The sequence below is a fragment of the Pseudoflavitalea sp. G-6-1-2 genome (assembly GCF_012927185.1).
Lineage (GTDB): Bacteria > Bacteroidota > Bacteroidia > Chitinophagales > Chitinophagaceae > Pseudobacter.
The window spans coordinates 108,132-128,436 of the sequence record NZ_JABBGB010000003.1 but is presented as its reverse complement, the minus strand read 5'-3'; the positions used below and the strand labels follow the sequence as shown (position 1 = coordinate 128,436).

General features: G+C 46.5%; 16 protein-coding genes and 1 riboswitch. Of the genes, 10 read left to right on the top strand and 6 right to left on the bottom strand.

Features of this window, described 5'->3' with window-relative positions; genetic code table 11:
• Position 1: 1 nt before the first annotated feature.
• The 5 genes from HHL16_RS17820 to HHL16_RS17800 all read left to right on the top strand — a co-directional run bounded on the left by HHL16_RS17820 (position 2) and on the right by HHL16_RS17800 (position 3,976).
• The gene (locus tag HHL16_RS17820; RefSeq protein ID WP_169426670.1) at positions 2-520 is read left to right on the top strand and encodes a hypothetical protein; all 519 of its coding nucleotides are present in this window, start codon (positions 2-4) and stop codon (positions 518-520) included.
• Positions 521-618: 98 nt separating this feature from the next.
• The gene (locus HHL16_RS17815; RefSeq protein WP_169426668.1) at positions 619-1,905 is read left to right on the top strand and encodes a replication-associated recombination protein A; all 1,287 of its coding nucleotides are present in this window, start codon (positions 619-621) and stop codon (positions 1,903-1,905) included.
• Positions 1,906-1,927: 22 nt separating this feature from the next.
• Positions 1,928-2,386, top strand: a complete 459-nt coding sequence (locus HHL16_RS17810; RefSeq protein ID WP_169426667.1) for a GNAT family N-acetyltransferase — start codon at positions 1,928-1,930, stop codon at positions 2,384-2,386.
• Positions 2,387-2,541: 155 nt separating this feature from the next.
• Positions 2,542-3,504: a DUF6089 family protein gene (locus HHL16_RS17805; RefSeq protein WP_169426665.1), complete on the top strand. Its 963-nt coding sequence runs from the start codon at positions 2,542-2,544 to the stop codon at positions 3,502-3,504.
• A 64-nt stretch (positions 3,505-3,568) separates the two neighbouring features.
• Complete coding sequence (locus tag HHL16_RS17800; protein WP_169426664.1) at positions 3,569-3,976, top strand: T9SS type A sorting domain-containing protein; 408 nt, start codon at positions 3,569-3,571, stop codon at positions 3,974-3,976.
• A gap of 266 nt (positions 3,977-4,242) precedes the next feature.
• On the opposite strand, the gene HHL16_RS17795 is transcribed toward HHL16_RS17800, so the two are convergent.
• Both HHL16_RS17795 and uvrA read right to left on the bottom strand, forming a co-directional pair.
• Positions 4,243-4,767: a 5'(3')-deoxyribonucleotidase gene (locus HHL16_RS17795; protein ID WP_169426662.1), complete on the bottom strand. Its 525-nt coding sequence runs from the start codon at positions 4,765-4,767 to the stop codon at positions 4,243-4,245.
• Between the two features lie 2 nt (positions 4,768-4,769).
• The gene (gene uvrA / locus HHL16_RS17790) at positions 4,770-7,586 is read right to left on the bottom strand and encodes an excinuclease ABC subunit UvrA (protein WP_346766849.1); all 2,817 of its coding nucleotides are present in this window, start codon (positions 7,584-7,586) and stop codon (positions 4,770-4,772) included.
• Positions 7,587-8,014: 428 nt separating this feature from the next.
• Here uvrA and HHL16_RS17785 point away from each other — a divergent pair, with 428 nt between their 5' ends.
• From HHL16_RS17785 to HHL16_RS17765, 5 genes are all read left to right on the top strand, one after another.
• The gene (locus HHL16_RS17785; RefSeq protein ID WP_169426659.1) at positions 8,015-8,686 is read left to right on the top strand and encodes an OmpA family protein; all 672 of its coding nucleotides are present in this window, start codon (positions 8,015-8,017) and stop codon (positions 8,684-8,686) included.
• Between the two features lie 91 nt (positions 8,687-8,777).
• Positions 8,778-9,428, top strand: coding sequence for a porin family protein (locus tag HHL16_RS17780; protein ID WP_169426657.1), 651 nt, complete (start codon positions 8,778-8,780; stop codon positions 9,426-9,428).
• A gap of 102 nt (positions 9,429-9,530) precedes the next feature.
• Positions 9,531-9,650, top strand: a riboswitch (SAM riboswitch).
• Positions 9,651-9,886: 236 nt separating this feature from the next.
• Complete coding sequence (locus HHL16_RS17775) at positions 9,887-11,080, top strand: PLP-dependent aspartate aminotransferase family protein (protein WP_169426655.1); 1,194 nt, start codon at positions 9,887-9,889, stop codon at positions 11,078-11,080.
• Positions 11,081-11,098: 18 nt separating this feature from the next.
• Complete coding sequence (queF, locus tag HHL16_RS17770; RefSeq protein WP_169426653.1) at positions 11,099-11,539, top strand: preQ(1) synthase; 441 nt, start codon at positions 11,099-11,101, stop codon at positions 11,537-11,539.
• A gap of 42 nt (positions 11,540-11,581) precedes the next feature.
• The gene (locus tag HHL16_RS17765) at positions 11,582-12,838 is read left to right on the top strand and encodes a homoserine dehydrogenase (RefSeq protein WP_169426651.1); all 1,257 of its coding nucleotides are present in this window, start codon (positions 11,582-11,584) and stop codon (positions 12,836-12,838) included.
• 87 nt (positions 12,839-12,925) lie between these two features.
• On the opposite strand, the gene HHL16_RS17760 is transcribed toward HHL16_RS17765, so the two are convergent.
• The 4 genes from HHL16_RS17760 to HHL16_RS17745 all read right to left on the bottom strand — a co-directional run bounded on the left by HHL16_RS17760 (position 12,926) and on the right by HHL16_RS17745 (position 20,264).
• A complete protein-coding gene (locus HHL16_RS17760; protein ID WP_169426649.1) occupies positions 12,926-13,870 on the bottom strand; it encodes a hypothetical protein in 945 nt (314 codons plus the stop codon).
• Between the two features lie 156 nt (positions 13,871-14,026).
• A complete protein-coding gene (locus HHL16_RS17755) occupies positions 14,027-15,139 on the bottom strand; it encodes a TlpA disulfide reductase family protein (RefSeq protein ID WP_169426647.1) in 1,113 nt (370 codons plus the stop codon).
• Between the two features lie 18 nt (positions 15,140-15,157).
• The gene (locus HHL16_RS17750; protein ID WP_169426645.1) at positions 15,158-16,687 is read right to left on the bottom strand and encodes a RagB/SusD family nutrient uptake outer membrane protein; all 1,530 of its coding nucleotides are present in this window, start codon (positions 16,685-16,687) and stop codon (positions 15,158-15,160) included.
• 10 nt (positions 16,688-16,697) lie between these two features.
• A complete protein-coding gene (locus HHL16_RS17745) occupies positions 16,698-20,264 on the bottom strand; it encodes a SusC/RagA family TonB-linked outer membrane protein (protein WP_169426643.1) in 3,567 nt (1,188 codons plus the stop codon).
• Positions 20,265-20,305: the final 41 nt, after the last annotated feature.

Sequence of the window (20,305 nt, the reverse complement as noted above, 5' to 3'; positions counted from 1 at the left end):
CATGACTTTATACAGAATCGCTACTTATATTTTACTGGCCGTAGCAGCGCTGATTGCATTACCAATAGTGGTGCTGCTTCCGGCTGCATTGGCCAATCCGCTGATGTTTGTTTCGATAATCATCGGCGCCGCACTGGTGATCTATAGCTATACCAGTTACCGTTTTCTGAAAATGGGTGTGCAGGAATATTTCTATTGCAAACCCTCCCTTCGTACGCTCATCAAAGTGAGCAGTTACATTTCAGTGGGTATCGCAGCGCTGAGCGTTGTGGAAGCAGGAATAATGATCGCAAGCCCCGAGAAACTGCAATTGCAGGCAGAAGAATACATTAAACAACTGCCGCCGAGTGCAGCCGATCAGGGACAGATCATCAGCAATTTTATGATGGCTACGCCATGGATCATGCTGGCTTATTATCTGATAATAATTCCGCATGTATTCTACACCTGGAAATTGCTGAAACAATATGGTCGGGTTTTCGATCCGCCTCCGGCGAGATCTGAGAACGACGAACAATAACTCATACAGAAGGGGCTGCCTCAAAAGGCCGGCCCCTTTTCCTTTTCAGCCGCTTTTGCAAAACTTCTCAAAACTAATTTTTTTAGTAACTTCGGCACATGAATGAAGCATTCGTTCCCCTTGCAGAACGCCTGCGTCCGGAGAGTCTCGATCAGCTCGCCGGACAGGAACACCTGGCCGGTGAAGGCAGTATTCTGCGAAAGAGCATCGAGCAGGGTAAGGTTCCATCCATGATCCTCTGGGGCCCTCCCGGTACCGGCAAAACCACCATTGCCAATATCATTGCGCATACATTACAGCTTCCCTTCTTTACACTCAGCGCTATCAGCGCAGGCGTAAAAGATGTACGGGAAGTGATCGATATCGCCAAAAGAACCAGCAAGGCCATTCTCTTCATCGATGAGATACACCGCTTCAACAAAGGCCAGCAGGATGCCCTGCTCGGAGCCGTTGAAAAAGGAACCATCACACTTATCGGAGCCACAACAGAGAATCCAAGCTTCGAAGTGAACTCGGCCCTGCTGAGCAGATGTCAGGTATACGTACTGAAATCACTCAGTGAAGAAGACCTCATTAAACTGCTGCGCCATGCAATGGCAGAGGATATGTTGCTCAGCCAGAAAAAGATCAGCCTCAAAGAAACGAGCGCCCTCATTGCCATCTCCGGCGGCGACGCACGCAAGCTGCTCAATCTCTTTGAGCTGGTGGTAGACACCATTAGTGCAGGCAATGCCAAACCCGACGATGAAATTGTTGTTACCGACAACGATGTAATGGAGATAGCGCAACAGCGCATAGCCATGTACGATAAGAACGGAGAGCAGCACTACGACATCATTTCGGCTTTCATCAAAAGCATCCGTGGAAGTGATCCCAATGGAGCAGTGTACTGGCTTGCACGCATGATCGAAGGCGGCGAAGATGTGAAGTTCATTGCACGCAGACTGCTGATCTCGGCCAGTGAAGATATCGGCAATGCCAACCCCACGGCGCTGGTGATAGCCAACGCAACATTCGATGCCGTGAATAAGATCGGGCATCCGGAGTCGAGGATCATTCTCAGCCAGTGTGCCGTATATCTTGCTTCCTCTCCCAAGAGCAATGCCTCATACATGGCCATCAATGACGCTATCAGTGCAGTAAAACAAACCGGCGACCTGCCTGTTCCACTGCATATCCGCAATGCACCTACAAAGCTGATGAAGAACCTCAACTACGGCAAAGACTATAAGTATTCGCATAGTTTCGATAATAATTTCTCCGAACAGGAATATCTTCCGGATGCATTATCGGGCCGCGCCTTTTACAGTCCCGGTAAAAATGCACGGGAAGAAGAACTGAGGCGCTACCTGAAGAGCCTCTGGAAAGACAAATACGGTTACTGATCATTTCTCTAAATCAATATCGATGTCCGCTACAACCTGGATTGTAAAGCCCTTCAACGAACTCACTCCTCATGAGCTGTATGCCATGCTCCGATTGCGCAGCGAAGTATTTGTAGTGGAGCAGAACTGCGTATTTCTCGATATGGATAATAAAGATCAGCATTGCCTGCATGTGATGGGCTGGCAGAACGATCAGCTCGTTGCATCAACAAGGCTGGTGCCTGCGGGAATTTCCTATGATGAAATTTCTATCGGCCGCGTGGTATCCTCCCCGTTATCGCGTGGTACAGGTATCGGAAGAGAATTGATGAAGCGTTCCATCGACGAAGTAATTTTACGATGGGGATTACACGATATAAAGATCGGAGCACAACTATACCTCAGGAAATTCTACGAATCTATCGGTTTCACACAAACGAGCGATATCTATCTGGAAGACAACATAGAACACATTGAAATGATTCTCCATCCTTCGCACTGAGCAAGCTTTTCCACAATCATCTCACATCAATAATTTTTTTTGTGCAGCTGCACACAAAAAACCTACACTTCTGCGTTATTACTATCGCGGTGATATGCTTTAACGCATCCACCCTGGATCCATCGACCGTCTGAAAACTATAAATCTAATATCACATGAAGCAGCATCTACGCTTTTCTGTAGGGAAGCGCTGGGTATTATCACTTGCATGTCTCTGCGGAAGTCTTACTTCGTTTAGCCAGTATGGAGAGAAATCTTCTTCCTGGGAAATTGGTATCACTCTCGGCCCCTCCAACTTCCTTGGCGATTTGGGTGGTAACAAAGGCAAGGGAACAACTTTCCTCAAGGATAATAACTTCCCCACAACAACTCTCACGTATGGCGCATACGTAGCTTATCAACCAACTGAATGGCTGGGATTCAGGCTGGCAGGGAATCTTGGCCGTCTCGAAGGTGATGATGCCATCATCAAAGGCAAAGGCGGTTACGAAGAAGCCCGCAAAACGCGTAACCTGAATTTCCGTTCTAAACTTTCTGAAGTTTTACTGCTGGCAGAATTTTATCCCACTGTGTTTCTCGAAGATGATCCTTCCGATGTTTGGCACAGACTACGTCCATATGTAGTGGCTGGTGTAGGTATGTTCAAATTCAATCCACAGGGCCAGGATCCTAAGACAGGCAAATGGGTTGATCTGCAACCGCTTCACACTGAAGGCCAGGGCATGAAAGAATATCCTGACAGAAAGCCTTACAAACTCACGGAGATGAACGTGCCATTAGGCATCGGTGTAAAGTACTTCCTCAACGACAAGATAAGCCTTAGTGCGGAAGTGATCCACCGTCAAACGTTCACCGATTATATCGACGACGTGAGCACCAATTACATCGATCCAAAGCTCTTCTTTAATAATACCAAGAATGTTGCGCAGGCACAGCTGGCTGCAAGGATGGCAAACAAAAGCCTTCCTGGTCCTGATCAAAAGTATCATGCACCGGGCCTCCAGAGAGGTAACTCCGGCCGCAACGACGCCTACTACACATTTGGCATCAAGCTGGGTATCAGATTAGGAAGAAGCGAAAACTTCGACAACTCAACCCGTTGTCCAATCCGATTCTAGTAAGCATTGTAACAATAATTTGATCCGTACCCTTTAATAATTGCGTTCATCAATCCGTTCGCCTATGCAATTATTTGTACCCTACAGAAAACTGAGTCCGTATCGAATTTCAGGCATCTCCGTACTGCTCTTCGTGCTGATACTGCAGTATCCCTCTGCATCCGGATGCCCGCTGCCTGTGCAGACTGTTACCCGTGATACAATTGTTGTAAAAAAACTGGTGACCAGCAAAAAGCATACGATTAAACTAACGCCCGATGCAAAACAGGAAGTACTGTTCTTCAATGCTGCAGGGGAAGAAGGAAAATGGTATCAGCTATTTCTCTTCGATGTGGAAGGGAAACTGGTTAAGCGTGCCAACATTAAGCACAAGCAAACCACCATTGTTCAAAATTTAGAAAAAGGCAATTACCTGTTTGAAGTGTTCAGTGAAGATGAGCGGATTGAAAACGGACAGGTAATAGTGCAATAAAGAAGTTCTTTGCTTTCCATAACTATTAACCAATAAGCACGCAGGGACATTGGTAAAATCCAATCATCCGGTAAGATTAAGAAAACCCAATCCGTTCCCTATAATTTCAGTACCCAGATAGTTCCGAAAAAAGATTTTATTGATCACTCCCTGCACCCGCTTATTGGAAAAAGCAAAGTAAATTTTTCTGGTTCTCCCAGTATCCTCAGTAGCCGGCGATGAGTAATTGCCGGCTACTTGTTTTTATACCAATAAGTAAAGTGCTGTTATGATAAGAAGATCTTCGCAGCTTCTTCCCAGCTGTTGATACGATCGTATTTGTCAACAGAGAGATTATGAGGAGAAGTGAACAGGTACTGCTTTCCGCCGAAAGTATCCAGGTTCTTCGTATGATCGTCGATCATAAAATCTCCGGATACCAGACGTTTGTCTCCGCAAAGCGTAACCTGCTGCCATGTAATGAATGGGAAATGATCGCCCAGCCATTCCAGCTTGTCTTTTAATGAATTCGGGAACTCCATTGCTGCCGACACGATGAACAACTCATACTTTTTGTTGATCTCTTCAAGTACGGCTACCGCATCTTTCATCACGGGGAGGTGACGGAAAAAACCAGGTTCATTCAGTTTGGGGCGGATAAGGTGTCTGTGTTCTTCGGGAAAACCATAGGCCCAGCTTCCATCCATCTTACTGTAATCTACTTTACCGCCATATTCTTTTTCGTACCAGGTGATCATTGCGCCCATGGGATCGGCAATCACCTCGTCCATATCTATCAATACTCGTTTCATATTTATTTTAGTTCGTCTTTCAGGAATTTTCCGGTGAAACTTTCCTTCACTTTCACCAGATCTTCGGGTACGCCCTCGAAGAGGATTCTGCCACCGCCATCTCCTCCTTCGGGACCGAGATCGATCAAATGATCGGCCACCTTTATCACATCGAGGTTATGCTCGATCACCAGAACGGTGTTGCCACGTTCTACCAGTTTATTGAGTACATCCAGCAGGTGCTGAATATCTTCAAAATGAAGACCTGTTGTTGGCTCATCGAGAATGTAAAATGTTTTGCCGGTATCTTTCTTGCCCAGTTCGGTAGCAAGCTTCACACGCTGAGCCTCGCCACCACTGAGGGTTACAGCCGACTGCCCTAATGTGATGTATCCGAGACCAACCTCTTCCAGCACTTTTATTTTTCGATAGATGTACGGCACGTTCTCGAAGAACTGCACCGCATCTTCCACCGTCATATCTAAAACATCGGAAATGGATTTACCCTTATACCGGATCTCTAAAGTTTCGCGATTATATCTTTTTCCCTGACATTTTTCGCAGGGCACATACACATCGGGCAGGAAATTCATTTCAATTACACGCATGCCGCCGCCTTCACAAACATCACATCTTCCACCTTTCACGTTGAAAGAAAATCTGCCGGCATTGTACCCGCGGATCTTCGCTTCGGGAATCGCAGCAAACAAAGTACGGATGTCGGTGAAGAAACCACAGTAGGTTGCCGGGTTGCTTCGCGGTGTTCTTCCGATGGGGCTCTGATCTATTTCAATTACCTTATCGATATGCTCCAACCCTTTCACCGATTTGTATGTGAGGGGAGTCATGCGGCTGTTGTAAGCATGCTTGCTCAGAATCGGATACAGCGTTTCGTTGATGAGGGTAGATTTTCCGCTTCCGCTCACACCGGTAACCACAATGAATTTTCCGAGCGGAAACTTCACGCTCACATCTTTCAGGTTATTGCCTTTGGCTCCTTTGATCTCCAGATTCTTGCCATTGCCTTTTCTGCGTTCTTTGGGAACGGCAATGCCACGATGACCATTCAGGTAGGATGACGTGAGGGTATCGAGTTTGAGCATGCTTTGCGGAGTGCCTTGTGCCACTACCCTTCCGCCGTGGTATCCGGCTTTGGGACCGATGTCTACGAGGTGATCGGCCGCCATCATGATATCTTTATCGTGCTCTACCACAAGCACGCTGTTGCCGATATCGCGAAGATGCTGCAATGCTGTAATGAGGCGATGGTTATCGCGCTGATGCAGGCCGATGCTCGGCTCATCGAGAATATACGTGATGCCCTGCAGCTGCGATCCGATCTGCGTGGCGAGCCTGATACGCTGGCTCTCTCCCCCGCTCAATGTGCGCGAAGCGCGGTTAAGCGTGAGGTATGTGAGACCAACATCGAGCAGAAACTGCAAGCGCTCACGGATTTCTTTCAGCACATCTTTCGCAATCACGTTCTGTTTATCGCTCAGTCTTTTTTCGATATCGCTGAACCAAACCATCAGTTTATCGAGATTCAGTTCGCTCACTTCTGCAATATTCTTATCGTCTACTTTAAACCAGAGACTTTCTTTTTTTAGTCTTTGTCCTTCACAGGTGGGGCAGCTTTTCAGTTCCATGAATTGTTCCACCCACTGACGAATGGCGTCGCTGCTGCTGCCGGCGAACCAGCGTTTCAGTTGCGGCACTACACCTTCAAACTCGGTCATGTAGATATTGCCTTCGGGCACATCTTCAAAATCGAGGTGTTCGTCGTCGGAGCCGTTCTCATTTCCGTGAAGCAGTATGTTCATGGCTTTTGCCGGAAGATCTTTCACAGGCACATCCATTTTGAACTTATGCTTTTTGGCGAGTTGTTGCACCTGTTTGAAGATGGTGTTCTCTCTTTCTTCACCGAGTGGTGCGATGCCCCCTTCGTTGATGCTTTTGGAAGGATCGGGTATGATGGCATCCATACTCACCTGATACACCACGCCAAGTCCTTTGCAGGTAGGGCATGCGCCGTAGGGAGAGTTGAATGAAAATGAATTGGGAGATGGTTCTTCGTAACTGATGCCGGTATCTTCGCACATCAGTTGTTTGGAGAACTGGATAATTTTATCGCTCTCGTTCACCAGCAGGAACATCAGGTCTTTACCGGTCTGCAAAGTTTTCTGAACGCTCTGGCTGAGACGGAGTTTCATGTCTTCCGTAACAGGCAGTCTGTCGATCACCACTTCGATGTCGTGTATCTTGTAACGATCTACCTGCATTTTGGGAACGAGGTCTTTCACTTCTCCATCTACGCGAACTTTAACAAAACCTTTTTTGCGGATATCTTCAAACAGTTCGCGGTAATGTCCCTTACGGCCACGCACAAGCGGAGCGAGCAATGTAATTTTTTTACCGGGGAAGCGTTGGTAGATATTGCTGACGATTTCTTCCTCACTGAACTTCACCATTTTTTTACCGGTGTTGTAACTGTAAGCTTCTCCGATGCGTGCGTAGAGCAGGCGCATGAAGTCGTACACTTCGGTGATGGTGCCAACAGTGGAGCGAGGATTTTTGTTGGTAGTTTTTTGTTCGATGGAGATAACAGGAGAAAGCCCGGTGATTTTGTCCACGTCGGGGCGTTCCATATCGCCGATGAATTGTCTGGCATAAGCGCCGAAACTTTCCATGTAGCGTCTTTGCCCTTCGGCATAGATGGTATCGAAAGCGAGGGAAGATTTTCCGCTGCCGCTGATACCTGTTATTACAACGAGTTTATTCTTTGGTATACTGATGTCGATATTCTTGAGGTTATGAACGCGGGCTCCAAAAACATCGATCATTTCGTGGTGTGTGGCCGGGCTACCGTTATTTTGTCCGTTTTCGGCTGACACTGCCTTGTTTACTTTCACATTTGCCATAATTGCAGAGGGCTGAATTTTTATTTTTCCGGAACAGGGAATATGGGAGAGAATAAGGTCAATCGCAGTCCAGTTCGGGAAAGCATCAAATATACAAACAAAAGATGCGCTGAAAAGTTGTAGTACGTTAACTACTTTTTAGCATTCAGGCTCAATGAGATACGTGACAAAGTGCGATTGTGGTATAAAAATTGAAAGGGCATGTTTGAGTTTTCAAGATCAGGTGGAAATTCTGATGAACTGATTGTAATTTTTTTTCATGAGTTTTGCAGCATCATTTCTGCTTTGAATCTACTAGCAAACATTCAGTTCAACCGGGTCACCTTGATTTACATTTAAATAAACAGTCTATGAAACTACTTAAAAACACCCTGACAGGACTTATTGCGGCATCAGTATTATTAGCGAGCTGCAGCAGCATGAACAAAACACAAAAAGGAGCAGTAATCGGAACAGCCGGTGGTGCAGCCGTTGGAGCTGTAATCGGTAAAGTTGCCGGTAACGCGGCATTGGGAGCGATCATCGGAGCAGCAGTGGGCGGTGTAACCGGAACTGTGATCGGAAAGAAAATGGATAAACAGGCAGAGCAGATCAAAAACGAAGTACCTGGAGCAAAAGTTGAGCGCGTAGGTGAAGGTATCGTTGTAGAGTTCAACGACAAGATCCTGTTCGGATTCGACAAATCTGATCTTTCTCCTTCTGCAGAAGGCAATCTCAGCAAACTGGCTGAAGTATTGAAGAATAATCCTGACACTTATATTGAAGTACAGGGTCACACAGATGCGAAAGGTGCGGATGCATATAACATGACACTTTCACAAAAAAGAGCAACTGCAGTAGCAAACAATTTGATCAAGAAAGGTGTTAGTGCATCACGTGTAACAACCAAAGGATATGGTAAAACAGCTCCTGTTGCTACAAATGATACAGAAGAAGGACGTGCACAGAACCGTCGCGTTAACTTCCTGATCACTGCAAATGAAAAAATGAAAGCAGAGTCAACCAAAGAGGCGAACAATTAATTGTGATCCTTTTTCGTTTAAGCTTCGCCAAATAACGAACCCTATATCACAGACCAATATCAAGATCGTTTCGTAATCAAAAACCAAGAAAATGAAAAGAAAATTTCTGGCTCTTAGCGCAGTTTTAGCTCTGATGGCAGGCGCAGCACACGCACAAAGCAAGACTACCTTTGGCGTTCGTGCAGGTGTGAACTTTCAGAATCTGAATGGAAAAGATGCAAAAGGAGATAAGGACAATGGTAAAATCAAAACTGGCTTCCATGTTGGCGTAAACGCCGAGATTCCTGTTGCTGACGAGTTCTTTGTTCAGCCAGGTGTGTTGTTCAGCACTAAAGGTGCTAAAGATGAAGAAGGTTCAGGCAAAACCAACCTTTCTTACATCGAAGTACCTGTAAACTTTGTTTACAAACCAGAACTGGGTGATGGTAAACTCATCCTTGGTGTTGGACCTTACCTCGGCATTGCTGTAGGTGGAAAATACAAAAATGATGGTGGTAGCACTGACATCAAGTTCAAGAACAAAATCACCAAACTGGAAGACGCTGGTGCTCTCAAACGTATCGACGCAGGTGGTAACCTCCTCGTTGGTTATGAAATGAGCAACAAACTTTCTTTCCAACTGAACGCTCAACTGGGCCTCACTAACCTGTTGCCTAAAGTTGAAGTAAACGGACAAGAAGTAAGCACTAAAGCGAAAATGAAGAACACCGGCTTCGGTGTATCTGTAGGATACAGATTCTAAGCGGTCTCTTTTCCGCCGTTATTATAGCCTGGGGACGCAAGTCTCCAGGTTTTTTTGTTTATATCGATTTCCCACTTATCTTTGCACCAGTTCTTTTTACATCTCTTATCAAGAAAGGCAGAGGGATATGGCCCGATGACGCCTTGACAACCTATTCTTTATGAGCAAAACATAAAGAAAAAGGTGCCAATTCCACCCAACACCAGTTGGGACAGATAAGTCAGATAATAGCTTCAAACAATTCCTTTCAAAAGATATTGAAAAGCTCTTCCTGACTATCGGAAGAGTTTTTTTTTGCCCATACCTGAACTGCTTCGCAGTACGGGCGGGCATTCTAAACACTCTCCCGATCGTTTTCCACTCTTGATAATTGCTGTCGCAGAACACTGTTTATTCAAAATCATCAACGATGGTGCCTCCGGAAAAAACACGGCATTACATCACAAAAACTGTTTATCATGCAAGCGACAACACAACTCATTCACAGCATTCCCGTAGATCCATTAACCGGAGCTGTATCAGTGCCCATCTATCAGACATCCACCTTCGTGCAGGATGCTCCAGGTGAAAACAAAGGGTACGACTATGCGCGCAGCGGCAATCCCACACGCGCCACACTCGAATCACTGATTGCACAACTCGAAGGCGGATCCACAGGGCTCGCATTCGCCAGCGGCCTCGCAGCCATCGACGCCGTTGCCAAACTCCTAAAAACAGGAGACGAAATTGTAGCCGTAGATGATATTTACGGAGGCGCTTACAGACTCTTCACGCAGGTATATGCGCAGTTCGGCATCAAAATTCACTTCGTGGATACTTCAGATCCCGAAAAGGTTTTCAATGCCATCACGCCCAATACCAAACTGATCTGGCTCGAAACGCCCACCAATCCTACACTCAAGATCTCCGATATCGAAGCCATTGCCAAAATTGCAAAGGCCAACCGATGTCTGCTCGTAGTGGATAACACTTTCGCCTCTCCTGCCCTTCAGCAACCACTGCTGCTCGGCGCAGACATCGTAGTGCATTCCGCTACAAAATATCTCGGCGGTCACAGTGACCTCATCGCGGGTCTGGTGGTAACCAAAGATCCGGAACTCGGAGCACGCATCAAGTTCTTCCAGAATGCAACCGGCAATATTCTCGGACCATTCGACAGCTGGCTGGTGATCCGCGGCATCGAAACACTGCATCTCCGTGTTCGCCAGCATGGCGAAAGCGCACAGGTGATTGCAGAATATCTGGAGCAGCATCCTGCTGTGGACAAAGTATTCTATCCCGGACTCAAAACCCACCCCGGGCATGAAATTGCGAAGAAGCAATCCAAAGGTTTCGGAGGTATCGTATCCTTTACGCTGAAGCACGATCATATCGATGCAGCCAAAGCGCTGGTTACCTCCACCCAATTATTTAAACTCGCAGAAAGCCTCGGCGGCATCAAAAGCCTCGTAAGCCATCCTGCAACAATGACCCATAAATCGATACCCGCCGAAAAGCGTCATGCAGCGGGCGTTTCAGACAGTCTGATCAGGCTCAGCCTCGGCCTTGAGGATGCGCAGGATCTCATCAAGGATCTCGATCAGGCATTCCATACCAGTGCCGCAAAATTCGAAGCCGCTACTAACGCGCATCAACAACCGGCATCCTGCTAAAGCAGCATACAACATTATATGATACAGGAAACTATCAAAACCTACAAAGACATCGACAGAAGTCTTTTGAAAGCGATCCCGAACCCCACAGATAAGGCATACGAGATCAAAATCAAGATTCCGGAATTTACATTCCTCGGTGTTAAAGAGCAACCGGACTTTGCCGTGATCTATCTCACGTTCTATCCCGGCAAGAAAGTGATTGAGCTGAAATCTTTCAAGCAATACATTTTCCAGTTGCGCAATATCGTTGCTTCCTATGAGCGGCTGATCAATATCATTTACGAAGACCTCCTCGCAGTGTACGAACCAGAGCGAATGCGTGTAGTGATGATCTGCAATCCCAGAGGTGGTATCAGCTCCAAGCTCACCATCGACTCGGATTGGAAGATCCGCGGAGGTAAAGAAAGCTTCAGTGACTGGAAGTTCATTGAAGACGAGTGGGAAGTAACCATGTAATATCAATCAAATCAATCAATATACATTTCAATATCATCAACGATGGACGCACATAAACAGTTAACAATCGGCTTATTCGGATTCGGCGTAGTGGGCGAAGGACTTTACAAAGTGCTGCAGCAAACGCCTTCTCTGAAAGCCAGCATCAAGAAGGTTTGTATAAAGAACCCTGAGAAAAAACGCAATGCACCAGACAGTCTCTTCACTACAGACAAAGACGTTCTGCTGAACGATCCTGAGATCAACGTAATTGTAGAAGTGATCAACGAATCTGAGAATGCATTCGATATCGTTAGCACGGCTTTGAAAAACGGAAAGGATGTAGTGAGCGCCAGCAAAAAAATGATCGCAGAACACCTGCCGGAACTGCTGGGACTTCAAAAGCAAACCGACCGCTCCTTCTTATGCGAAGCAGCTGCCTGTGCGTCTATCCCCGTGATCCGCAACCTCGAAGAATATTACGATAACGATCTGCTGCACTCCATCAAAGCAATCGTGAACGGCTCAACCAACTTCATTCTCACCAAAATGTTTGAAGAGAACCTGAGCTTCCGCGACGCCCTGATCCTTGCTCAGCAGCTTGGTTTCGCAGAATCCGATCCTACACTCGATGTGGAAGGATACGATGCTGTGAACAAATGGGCTTTCCTGCTCACACACGCATATGGCATTGTAGAACATCCTGACAATATCGTATTCAACGGCATTCAGAATGTACAGGCCGGCGATGCAACCGTAGCACGCGAGAAACATTACGATATCAAGCTGGTGGCACAGGCCAAGAAACTGCAGAACGGAAAAGTGGCAGCATTCGTATTGCCGCAGTTCATCAAACACGACGATCACCTCGCATTTGTGAAGAACGAATACAATGGTGTGGTTATCGAAAGCGGATTTGCCGACAAACAATTCTTCTACGGAAAAGGCGCAGGCAGCTTCCCTACTGCATCTGCAGTACTAAGCGATCTGTCAGCCCTCCGCTATCAGTACAAATACGAGTACAAAAAACTCTACCACCATACTCCGCAGGAACTTACCAACGATTTCTACGTGCGCGTATATGTGAGCTTCGACGACTGGAAGTACATCCCCAAAGAGAAGTTCGAATGGATAGAAGAATGGCATGCAGAAACCGACCGTAAGTATCTGGTTGGTGTACTCGCATTCGAAGAACTCCGCAGCAACAGCTGGTGGAGAGAGAACAACACGTCGCTGATTCTCAGTCCTGATTCCATCATCGAAGATGTGGAGATCAGAAAACTGAAGAAGAAGAGCCTCGAACTCGCTGGCATCGTATAATAAACATCGGATGATTGTATGATAAAGGGCGCCCCATGTATGAGGCGCCCTATTTCGTGCAATCCACTATACTACAGTTACCGGCAGTTATTTCGGGATCTTTTTAAGCCCCCAGGTGAGCCTGCCAAGGTTGGTGGTTGTTTTGTCTTCAACTACTTTTTCATTGTATTTCACGAGTTCTGCCCTTGTTCTGTTCAGTTTCGTTAGCTGAAACAAGCCATCATAGCCGCAGGTGAACTCATTTTTTTCAGATCTTACTATCACTTCATTCGATAGCGGGTCTTCAGGAATCAGCAGGGAACTTACTTCTACCCTCGAATAGCTGGTTACATTATTTTGCGAGAATAACTGGGATGGGGCGAAGATATCCCGTAAATCTATTCCATACAGCAGCCATCCCAGTCTTCTTACAGCAAAAGGATTGGCACCATCGTCGAAACCTGCTTTGTGAGTGATATCGTAATCTCTCCCATTCGCAAAAACTTTCAGGTCTGCTTCTCTTGCATTTCCCTGTGCATCGAACTTCAGTTCCAGTTCGGTTTTGCCGTTGTCTTCCCTCTCCATTCTGATCACTTTTTGGGGGCCATCGTAGTGAACAAACTGTGTAAACGAGCCGCTTCGGGGATTCGGTTGTCCATCAGGATTGTAATACACACGGGCGATCTTCGTTACTCGTTCCTGTGCATCATAACCGAAGCTGATCACCAGCACACGGGTGTAATTCGAGCCTGATCCCATATACAATTCTGCTTTTACAGGGCTGCCTTTTTCATTAGTAACCGTTACGTAATGTTCTGCAATCACTTCTCCTTCATACTTTCTTGCCTTGTTGATCCTTATAACCTCAAGCTTATCGTTATACTTAAACTCCAGTATATTGGAACTGTCTTCATACCGCTGCAACACCAGTACATCTTTGGTTTCACCCGGAGGTTTTACAGGTTCCTCATCTTCCGGCCTGGTTTTGCTTTTACTGCAACTCGCTAAGAATACCACCGATGCGACTACCAATAACAGTATCTTCTGCTTCATGGGAGATATTTTTCATCAAAGAAAATCTCCGGAAAAAAAACTTACTGTTAATAACTGCCAAACGCGGGTAAAACTCGATAAAGCCAGGTACAGGAAAAGAAAAGAGGCTGTATCAACCGAATGATACAGCCTCAGGGGGTTTCATGGCAATATGTCTTACTTATCGAACAACTCTTTCAGTTTCTTTTCCATCAGGCTGTTTCCGTGTTTGTCGAAGCCGATCTCCTTGAGAAGGATCTTTCCTTCCGGACTTATCAGAAACGCAGTAGGAACGCCCGTTACGCCAAAACTGGTAACATATATTTTTTTGGTATCGAGTACCTGTGGCCAGGGCAAACGCTGCTTATCTATTTCTTTCAGCCAGGCAGCTTTCTCTTCATCGATCGAAATGCCGAGTATCTCAAAATTCTTTCCCTGATACTTCTGATACACTTCTTTCATGTGCGGAAAGGATGCCTTGCAGGGGCCGCACCAGCTGCTCCAGAAATCTACCATCACATATTTTCCGCGGAAGCTGCTGAAGCTGATGGAATCGCCAACAGGCGTACTCAATGTAAAATCGTCCACCAGGTTGCCGAGTCCGGAACGTTTCATTCCACTGAGATGATCTCTTACCTCTTTGCCGGGAATGGATGCCTGCATCGCAGCGCTCAGTTTGGCGAACAGCTTCTCCACGTTTTCATCAGGCAACATATTTTTGTAACGAAGCAATACGAACGCTCCTACATATTCTGCTGCATGTGCCTCAACAAAATTGCTGACATAGGGGATCATCCGATCAATACGTTCCTGCGAGAAGGCCTTACGGAAAACAGAATCGGATTTGCCTTTACCCGGAAAGCGCTTACCCAGTTCAGCCAGGAGATCGCTTTGCATGGTACGCTGACCTTTGTCAAACTCGTGGAAAGCAGCAGCAGATTTATTTCCGGTGATGGTTCCGGAGATAAACCCTTTGGTAACGTCGGCAATTTTCAGATTCACCGTACCTGGCCCATCCACTACAATCGGAAAAGAGTATCCTCCGGTAGTAGCAGCAGAATCGTATTCACTGTAAATGAATGGAGATGCACCTACTTTCCAGGGGAAGCTGAAAGAGAATGTTCCGTTCTTTATTTCTGTTGCATCACCGTTTACATTATCTCCGAACAGATACACTTTATTGAATCCTTTCAGATCTCCTTTTACCGTTCCTTTGATCACCACTTTCGATTGTGCCTGCAGGTTTGTAACCAAACCAGCCAACAGCAACACTGATAATACTCTTTTCATTGAAGTAACATTATAGAATTAGAATGTCCGCGGCTCAAGAGGAATACCCCAGCCCGGATTGAATTTCAGCACTACATTGGAAATAGGGATCACAAAATCTTTCGAATCTACAGTAGCTGTATAGGTTTGTCCCGAAAGGGTATGTGTGATAGTTGCTTTCGACCATGGCTTTCCTGGTTCGAGCGAAAAACGTTTGAGATCCATGAATCTTTTGAGACCACCGATCGGCAGTTCGCGTCTTCTTTCATTCACCACTTCCATCAGCGCTTCTTCAGCAGTTCCTACAGGCAGGTCGGGAGTTCCTTTTTTCATTCTGTACCGGCGGAGTGTATTGAGGTCCGCAATGGCCAGCGCTGCCTGATTGTTTCTTGCATATGCCTCTGCACGCATCAGCAGTACTTCGGGCCATGAGAATCCGTCAGTGATCTTTGCTTTATTGAAACGATAGTTGCTGATGCGCATACCATCATTGAAACCTCCACCAAGGCCGGTTTTGTAACCCGGAGAATTGATGTAGAACTCTTTGAAGCGAAGATCATTGGCCTGATCGTACAGCGCCAGCAATTCTGGGGAAGGATAAGAAAGCTGCGAGCCCATACCTGCATCTTTATCGCTATGCCTGTAAAGCAGCAGCTCTCTGCTGTTCACCTGATTGAGGTAACCGTCTTCTTTTGCTATGATCGGTCTTCTGATGATATTGATGTTTGAATCTCCCTGCTTGAATTCTCTGTAATCGTAGAGCACTTTTCCGGGATCGCTGCCTGCGCCTGCAGTCCAGGCGAGGTTTGCATAGTGTGCAACACTATCATACTTGCGCGTGAAGAGATGATAATACGCCAGCATCGCATAACCTGCAGGTTTGCTGGCACGTGAAGGCCAGGTTGATTTTGCGGGAAGACTGGGCAATGCTTCGTGCAATTCAGCCAATACCCGTGCCATCACCTCTTCCGAAGTGGAGAGGTTGGGTATGGGTGCATAGATATCCGGATTGGTTACATAAGGAATGGTTTTAGCTGAGTTGTCACCTCCGGGTTTGTATACCGGTCCGTAGATGAGATTGGCATTGAAGTAACACCATGTTCTCGCAACAAGCGCCTGTGCAATGGTTCTCCTTCCGCTCGCAGCATCTTCAGGTGTGAGATCTTTGATGCCGCGGATCCCTTCTATCACGTGATTGAAGTACGACATCTGGGTGTAAATGCCCGATGAGCCTGCGCTCCAGAACGGATCGTTATTGTTGGGATCTTTGTAAGGCTGACGGAAAATATAACCATAGTAGCGTTCGATATTCGGATGGCTGCTGAGCACATAACCAACCTTGGCCTGACCTTCGGTCATCACCAGATTATCTCCCATGGTCGAAAGCAGTGATCCTCTGTTTTGATCCACAAAATTATATTCGATGGTAGCTGAGTTATCCAGCAGGTGATCGAAGTCGGATACTGTTTCAGGAATGAGTTTCCCTTTTGGTTTTACATCGAGGAACTTCTGGCAGGAAGATGCCAGCGTAGTTGCCATAGTGAAAAGGAATATATTTCGAATGTTCATGATTGTTAGTTTACAGGTTTACAGAAAATCCGACGTAGAACTCTGGCCGCAAAGGAAGCGTTCTGTTGATGGTTGCATTCAATCCTACAGCAATGGTTTCAGGGTCCACTCCTACCTTATTGGCTGTAATGCTTACCAGGTTTCGGCCCTGGAAGAATACGCGGGCATTGTTGAGACCGGTTTTTCCCCATACTTTGTTATCGATCCTGTACGACAGGGTAACGTCTCTGAGCTTCACAAAATCGGAGCTTTCGATCATCGCATCGGAGAAAGGAAAATACCAGCCGTCTGAAGAAAAGGCAGAGAGCTTGGGATAGATCGTATGCTCTTCATCACCGGGTTTACGCCAACGCTTGGCTACATCTTTCTGGTCGATATTGTCGCCGCTGAATCCGTCTCTGCGGAAGATCCCACCCAGTTGCGAGATCACCATAAACGAAAGATCGAATTGCTGATAACTGAGCGAATTGGTGATGCTGAGAATATACTTCGGTCTCATGGTTCCCGAATAGGTCATGTCTTTTACCGCAATATTGTTGATCAGTGTTTTCTTTCCTTCTGCAGTGTAGTACATTGGTGTACCGGTATTGTCGAGGCCTGCGAAGCGATAAGAGAACACACCATCGAGCGGATACCCTGTTTTCAGCACAGCGCCACCGCTGCTGCCCAGAATGGTAGGACTATTACTGAACGTGAGGAAATTCGGATTCAGGTAATCGTAGTTGAACTGGATCACTTTGCTGTTATTGTAACTTCCGTTGAAGAGTACGCTCCAGCTGAAGTCTTTCTGCTTCATCAGTTCTGTTTCAAGTGAAATTTCGATACCTGTATTCCTTGCTGTACCTGCATTGCGGTTCAGTGTGAATCTTCCATAGGTTGGATCGATAAAGTCCGGAGCAAGCAGATCCTTGCTGAGTTTATTGTAGTAGTCGAGTGTTACATTCAGCTTTCCGCCAAAGAGACTGAGATCGGTTCCGAAGTTGGAGATCAGTGTTCGCTCCCAGCGAAGGTTATTATCCGGCACAGAAGAAATGGTGTAAGGAGTAGCACCGGAAATGGGTGAGTATCCTCCGGACGTCACCAGCAGGAATGGTCCCTGCGATAAAGAAATATTTCCGTTGATGCCGTATGAACCGCGGATATTCAGTTTGTCGATCCACGATACATTGAAGAATTTTTCCTGGCCTAATTTATAGGTACCACCCACAGACCAGTTGGGTCTGTATCGGTATTTAGGATTGGTTCCAAACAGGTTTGCCTGATCTATGCGGATGCTTCCGCTAACAATGAAACGGTTGTCGTACTCATAAGATCCGTTGGAGTAAACCGATACAAATCTGTTATCTCTGAAAGAATAACTCCCGTTGAGTACGCTCATCCAGCCATCAGGGAAAATGAAGTCAGGTGAAGTGAGTCCGCTATTGTATTCAACGTAGTTGAAAGGAGTGAAAGTTCCTGCCTGGTCATTGTATCCCACTCTGGTAGGGGCTGTGTTATTGTCCAGCACATCTTTGTTGAGCTCACCTCCTGCAATTACAGAAATGCGATGCACACCATTGAATGTTTTGGCATAATTGGCCTGCGCTCTGAGTGTGTAAGCTTCATTGAGGCTGCGGGTTTCATTGATCATCGACCCTTCAGGAATATAATGTTTGCCGGGAGTTGACATGGATGCAGTGGCGTTGTACAGCGATCTTACAAAAAAAGCATTGCCGTCGCGGAGACTGCGGGATGTACCGCTGCCTCTTGTCCACGATCCGCCTACTTCACCGGTAAGTCCGTCTGCGAGATTCACCGTAATGCTGGCACCTAACCTTGTAAGCAGGTTCTGATTTCTGATGGTAGACAGGGTGAGGTCTTTCAGTGGATCGAAGCTCATCGATTTCAGTCCTCCATATTCATTGTAGAGATCGATCATTTCAGGTCTCACTGCAGGAACATTTCTCGACCTGCCAGACGGATCTACCAGATTGTAATAAGGCCTCATGTTGCTCCATGTGGTAAAGTCCAGCATTTCGTCGCCATTCATGGGGCTGTGAGTATTGTAGAAATTGATATTGGTGAACAGTTTTACCGTTACGCCGTTGATGGGCTTCCAGTCGTTTCTGAGATCGAGAATCAGTCTGTTGTCGCTGTTGCCTTTCATGTTATTGTCGTTGGCGATATAGCGAAGCGCAACATTGGTAGCGTTCTTATCTGTGGCAGTAGAAAGTGTAAGGTTATGCTGTTGCGTGAATTTGTTTCTGAACAGATGGCGTTCCAGCTGGCCAAGGGTATTGTTCTTTCTCAGCTGATCGAGTTCAGCATTTACTTCTTCCTCAGTCATCTGACCATATTCTTTCATGATCAGCAACTGTGTTACACGACCATAGACTGCGTTCGATTCATAATCATATTCCACATTGGCGGGATCGCTGTAGTACCAGTCGATTTCAGCATCCACATAATCGGAGGCACTGGTTTTATTGAGATACGACAGTTTCGGGCGAAGTGTAACACCGGTGCTTCCTTTGTAAGCAATCTGCAGTTTTCCTTTTTTGGCTGTTTTGGTGGTGATCACAATCACACCGTTTGAAGAGCGGGCGCCATAGATGGATGCAGCTACCGCATCTTTCAGAATGTTGATGGATTCTATATTGTCGATGTTAACAGATTCCAGTCCGCCGGGAGCCGGATAGCCATCGATCACAACCAGCGGTTCTGCATTTGCCAGAAACGTTGATCTGCCGCGCACTTCAAGCTTTCCATCTTTTGTAACGGCAACGCCTGCAGCCTGTCCTTCCAGCGCGCTGAGCAGGTTTGGCTGCAATTTATTTTCGAGTCTTTTTGTGGCTACGGAAGAATAAGCGCCGGTCATTCTTTCGCGGGAGATGGTCTGATAGCCGGTGTTTACAGTAACAGCCACTTCTTCGAGTTTGGTCGAAGATGGCGTTAATGCAACAGTGAATGCATTTTGTTTATCGGATATCATGCTGGCGGTTACAGTGATCTCACGCGGAGTATATCCCACGAAAGAGAACACCAGCACATCACCTGCATTTGCCTGGATGGTGAAAGTTCCGTTGGCAGCAGACACAACACCTTTGGAGCTGCCTTTGATCTGGATATTCACGGCAGCCATGGGTGTGCCATCGGTATCTGTCACGCGCCCTGCGATCAGGGAAAGCGGTTGTTCAACAGTCAATCCCGGAATCGCAGGAACTACGGGTTTACGCGACAGAATGATTGTTTTGCCCTGTATCAGAAATTCGAGTCCCTGATTTTCGAGCACTTTGTTCAAAACATCTTTCAGTGGTTTGTTTACAGCAGCAATCGAAATTTTTCTGGCATCGGCCAGCATTTCTTTATTGCTGAAGAACACGTATCCTGTTTGCTTTTCGATTTCCGCGAACACCTGTTTCAGGGTCATTTCTTTACCTGAAATGCTAACGGATTGTGCAGAACCCGAAGCATGGGCAGAAATCAGGGCAGCAAGGAGGAAAATAGGTAGCAGCCTCATCACTTTTGAAATTTGTGCAGGAAGCCTGCTTCCCTGCAGGGCAGGAAAATGCAGGCAGCCGTAAGCAGTTTTTTGCATAACTTGTTAACTGTTTTGGTTGTAAATAATGGTCGCGAAAC